The sequence below is a fragment of the Nodularia sp. UHCC 0506 genome, assembly GCF_034931045.1.
Lineage (GTDB): Bacteria > Cyanobacteriota > Cyanobacteriia > Cyanobacteriales > Nostocaceae > Nodularia.
The window spans coordinates 39857-45145 of sequence record NZ_JAYGHH010000031.1 but is presented as its reverse complement, the minus strand read 5'-3'; the positions used below and the strand labels follow the sequence as shown (position 1 = coordinate 45145).

The 5289-nt window shown below is 40.2% G+C and carries 3 protein-coding genes and 1 pseudogene; all 4 read left to right on the top strand.

What is annotated here, in order from left to right; all coding sequences use genetic code 11:
• Nucleotides 1-76: 76 nt before the first annotated feature.
• On the top strand, nt 77-2377 hold the full coding sequence (locus VB654_RS16640) for an ATP-binding protein (protein ID WP_323214906.1): 2301 nt from the start codon (nt 77-79) through the stop codon (nt 2375-2377).
• A complete protein-coding gene (locus VB654_RS16635; RefSeq protein ID WP_323214904.1) occupies nt 2331-2777 on the top strand; it encodes a response regulator in 447 nt (148 codons plus the stop codon). Before VB654_RS16640 ends, VB654_RS16635 begins: the two co-directional genes overlap by 47 nt.
• Before the next feature lie 83 nt (nt 2778-2860).
• Nucleotides 2861-4018, top strand: a complete 1158-nt coding sequence (locus VB654_RS16630) for a hybrid sensor histidine kinase/response regulator (RefSeq protein WP_323214903.1) — start codon at nt 2861-2863, stop codon at nt 4016-4018.
• Between the two features lie 428 nt (nt 4019-4446).
• Nucleotides 4447-5289, top strand: a pseudogene (locus VB654_RS16625) (S-layer homology domain-containing protein); the annotation flags it as partial.

Here is a 5289-nt window from a genome sequence, read left to right as displayed (position 1 = left end):
TATATGACTATAAAAATATGTCATAAAAAATATCTATTCTACTTTTGATGCTCCCAAATAACAGAGGAGGATCTTAATGACTATAGAATTAGAACTGTCAGGGATTAATGTAAATAGCTTAAAAGAGGCTCCCATACATCTTTTTAAGCATATTCAACCCCACGGGGTGCTTTTGGTTTTAGAAGAACCAGATTTAAAAATATTGCAAATTAGTAATAATACTTGGAGTATTTTTGGGATTCATCCTGAAAACATTTTGCAAACAAAACTGGAAGACCTACTAGATCCGTTTCAAATTGAAAGAATTAAAACAGGTATATCAGAAGGAAATCTGGAATTTATCAATCCTACAAAAATTTGGGTACGAAAAAAAGGTGATGATTATGCAGTATTTGATGCAGTTTTTCACCGCAATTCCGAAGGATTTTTGATTCTAGAGCTAGAACCCGCAGTTTCTCGTGAAAATATTCCTTTTTTGAGCTTTTATCATTTAGCCAAAGCTTCGATTAATCAATTAGAAACAACGGCAAATTTGCATGACTTTTGTCAAATAATTGTCCAGGAAGTCCGAAAAGTCACGGGATTTGATCGGGTGATGCTATATAAATTTGATGATGATGGACATGGTTCAGTCATCGCCGAAGAAAAACTAGAAAATATGGAACCGTACTTAGGCTTGCATTACCCTGAGTCAGATATACCCAAACCAGCCAGAAAATTATTTGTTGCTAATTCCATCCGAATCATTCCCGATTCTCATGCCCAGTCAGTACAGATTATACCTGCTCAAAATCCAGTCAGCGATGATCGTCCGGTTGATTTAACTAATTCTATTCTCCGCAGCGCCGCGACTTGTCATACAGAATACTTACACAATATGGGTGTAGGTGCTTCGTTGACTATTTCCTTAATTAAAGACCAAAAACTCTGGGGATTAATAGCTTGTCATCATCAAGTACCCAAATATGTTTCCTATGAATTGCGGAAAGCTTGTGAATTTTTAGGGCGAGTCATATTTTCGGAAATTTCTGCTAGAGAGGAAACAGAAGATTACGACTACCGGATGAATTTGACATATATTCAAACCAAGCTAGTGGAATATATGTCTCAAGAAGAAAACTTCATTGATGGTTTGGTGAAAAATCAGCCGAATTTGTTGGATTTAACCAGCGCTCAAGGTGCGGCTGTCTGTTTTGGTGAAGAATGTACAGTAATTGGAGAAACTCCTCAACCAGAAGACCTAAATTTTTTAGTACAGTGGTTAAAAAATAATGTTGAAGATGAAGTTTTCTACACAGATTCTTTGCCTCAAATCTATCCAGATGCCGAAAGATTAAAAAAGGTCGCCAGTGGTTTATTAGCAATTCCCATTTCCCAGCGCAATTATGTTTTATGGTTCCGACCAGAAGTAATTCAAACGGTGAATTGGGGTGGTGATCCTAATAAAGCTTTTGAAGTGAGTCACACAGATGGTAATGTGCGTTTGTGTCCCCGGAAATCATTTGAACTGTGGAAAGAAACAGTCAGCCTCACTTCTTTACCTTGGCGATATGTGGAAATTAAAGCTGCATTAGAATTGCGAAAAGCAATTGTGAATATTGTTCTACGTCAAGCTGATGAACTAGCACAATTAGCCCATGATTTAGAACGTTCCAACGCCGAACTGAAAAAGTTTGCCTACGTCGCCTCCCATGACTTGCAAGAACCATTAAATCAAGTGGCAAATTATGTGCAGTTGTTAGAGATGCGCTATGAAGCACAACTGGATGCAGATGCTAAGGAATTTATTACTTATGCCGTCGAAGGAGTCAGCTTGATGCAGACCTTAATTGATGACGTGTTGGTATATTCTAAAGTAGATACGCAGGCGATCGCCTTTCAACTGACAGAAGTAGAAACACCGTTAGAACGCGCCCTCAGCCACTTACGCCAACGCATTACCGAAACTGGGGCAACCATTACCCATGACCCCTTACCCACCGTCATGGCTGGTAGTACCCAACTGATGCAGCTATTTCTCAACCTCATTGCCAACGCCATCAAATTCCGCAGCCATGAACCACCACAAATCCATATAGGAGCCGAAAGGTTAGAAGATGAGTGGTTATTTTCGGTGCGAGATAACGGTATAGGTATAGATCCTCAATTTAGCGATCGCATTTTTATCATCTTTCAACGCTTGCACACCCGCGATGAATATCCCGGCACAGGTATGGGTCTAGCCATCTGCAAAAAGATTATTGAGTGCCATCGGGGGCGGATCTGGGTAGAATCACAACTGGGAGAAGGTTCAACCTTCTATTTTACGATTCCCGTGGGAGGACGTGACCGTGAGCGTAGAAACGGAAGAAAAACTCAAAACCATCTTTTTGGTTGAAGACAACAAAGCCGATGTCCGCCTAATCCAAGAAGCATTAAAAAACAGCTCAATACCGCACCAAGTGGTAATAGTCAGAGATGGTATGGATGCAATGGCTTATTTACATCAGGAAGGCGAGTATGCTGATGCACCTCGTCCAGACCTGATTTTGCTGGATTTGAATTTGCCCAAAAAAGATGGTCGAGAAGTACTGGCAGAAATTAAAGCTGATCCAACACTTAAACGCATTCCGGTAGTAGTTTTAACAACTTCCCGGAATGAAGATGATATTTTTCACAGTTACGACCTACACGTGAATTGCTACATCACTAAATCCCGCAACCTCAGCCAGCTTTTTCAAATCGTCAAAGGCATCGAAGACTTCTGGCTATCTACCGTCACCCTACCATCGGAGTGAAGACTCAGCACTCAGCACTTTCTTAACTCAAAACTCAGCACTCAAAACTCAGCACTTAAAAATAGGGGGTGAACCACAAGATTATGACTGTGAGCAACTTAGTAAAAGTTTTGTTAATTGAAGACAGCTTGCCAGAAGCTAGGTTGTTGCTAGAATTTTTGCGGCAAGCAGACTCTAAAGAATTTCGCTTAACTCATGTGAAGCGATTAAATGAAGCACTTAACGCATTAACTAGGGAAAGTTATGACGTGATTTTATTGGATCTTACCTTACCTGACAGTCAAGGATTGTCATCCCTACCTGTACTGATGAATCATGCTTCCAGTACCCCAATTGTAGTATTAACAAATACTAATGATGAAGACTTAGCAATTGAGGCAGTACGCCAGGGAGCGCAAGATTATCTTGTGAAACGACAGGTCAATGTTGATGTGTTAGTTCGTTCTATATGTTATGCAATTGAGCGTAAGCAAGCATTGGAAACATTACGCACAGTGAATCAAAGCTTAGAGGTACGGGTGGAAGAACGAACTGCGGAACTAGTAAAAGCTCATGAACTTAATCAGTTTAAATCTGAATTTGTTTCGATGCTCTCTCATGACATTCGTAACCCTCTAAATACCATTCTCTTAGCTGCGGGATTACTGCAAAATTATGATGACAAACTCACCCAAGAGACAAAATATAATCATTTGGAAATGATTCGTGCCGCAATCAAAAACATGGCGCAGCTATTAGATGAAGTTTCATTGATAGGTAAAGCCGATGCTGGAAAACTCGAATGTGAACTCGTTTGTTTAGATTTAGAATTATTCTGCCGACAATTAATTGATGAAGCTCAATTGAATACACGGGAAAAAAACTTAACTATAGAATTCACTAGTGTAGGAAAATTAGCTGATGCAGTGTGGGATGAAATGCTACTGCGTCATATTTTAGGGAATTTATTGGGCAATGCCATTAAATATTCACAACCAGGGGGTAAAATTCAGTTTGAACTCATTGCTCAAGAACACGCGGTAACTTTCCGTATTCAAGATTGGGGAATTGGTATTCCCAAACAAGATTTACCAATGCTGTTTCACTCTTTCCATCGTGCAGCCAATGTTGGAGGAATTCCGGGAACTGGTTTAGGGTTGGCCATTGCGAAGAAGTGTGTTGAAGCGCATGGTGGAGAGATTTTAGTTAATAGCGAAGTGGGGATAGGTACAGCATTCACCGTAACTCTTCCCGTGAAGTGAATTGAATTGACAGAAGAAAGGCGGAGGGCAGGAGGCAGAAGGCAAAAATACAATATTTTTGCCCGCTACTGTCAGGCTACCGTGTACACAAAGGGTCTACGACCTACACACAAGTCTAAAAAACTTATTCCCTGTTCCCTATTCCCTATCCTCACAAATAACTTTTATGCCTAACGGCACGCTACGCGAACAGCAAGCCCTCAGTATTTTCAATCAAACAAATTTAAGTGCAGGGTGTGTTATTACGTACTTTTCCGTACTTACTTAATCTCGCTCATGGAGACTAGTCTGTAAATATAATGTGGCTGAAATGTTATTTTCATTACTTAATTGGGATTAATAAGTAAAGGGACGTATTATCCCTGTAAATTTATAGCCAATTGGTACGGTGTGAGATGAAACAGATAAGTCCACGTTCGTTAGCTCTAATGAGTAAAGTGATTTTTGCTGCAATGTTTGTAGCAATGTTTTCGCCAATGGCTTTTGCATACGCCGCTTCAGGGATATCTACCACTGTTGAACAAACATCAGTTAATTCATCATCTGGACAACAGCTTTTATTGGCAGATGATGATAGGGATGATGATGACGATGATGATGATGATGATGATGATGACGATGACGATGATGACGATGACGATGATAAGAAAGCAAATTTGCCAGAATCTATCAAAGTCGCTGTTTTACGAGACATCTCCCAACGCACAGGAGTAAAAATTTCCACTTTACGTATTGTTCAAGCTACAAAGCAAACTTGGTCAAATGGCTGTTTGGGTTTGAAATCTCCGGTCAGTTGCACTCAAGCTGTAGTACCGGGTTGGCAAGTAGTGGCCGCCAACCAAAAGCAAATGTGGGTATATAGAACTAATCAGTCTGGAACACTCGCCAAACTAGATGAAGATTCGACTCAGTATATAGTTGCGACGACAACATCACAACAAACCACTAGCCAACAAGTAATTAGCCAGACACAGAGTCAAACTATCACTTCACAAAACACCAACCAGTCAAATGTTGTTGCGACTGCGGCGAAGGGGAAATATAAAGGTAAAGGTTTTAGCCTGGCTATTTTGCAGCCATCTGGTAATTTGTCGGAAGTAATTACCCGCGTTTCCTTCAAAGGAAAACATCGCAAAGGTTATCGAAAAGAAAGATTTTTGGGTGATTACAAATATAATATCAAGGGCAAGAAAGGCAAAAAGGCCAAATTTCTTAAGGGGATTAAACCAGGCGATCGCGTCGTGGTGAGATTGTATGATATTCAAAACCGC

What these genes read in the sequence shown, in the direction of transcription:
- VB654_RS16640 (WP_323214906.1), top strand. Translation starts at nt 77, where the DNA reads ATGACTATAGAATTAGAACTGTCAGGGATTAATGTAAATAGCTTAAAA.
- VB654_RS16630 (WP_323214903.1), top strand. Translation starts at nt 2,861, where the DNA reads ATGACTGTGAGCAACTTAGTAAAAGTTTTGTTAATTGAAGACAGCTTG.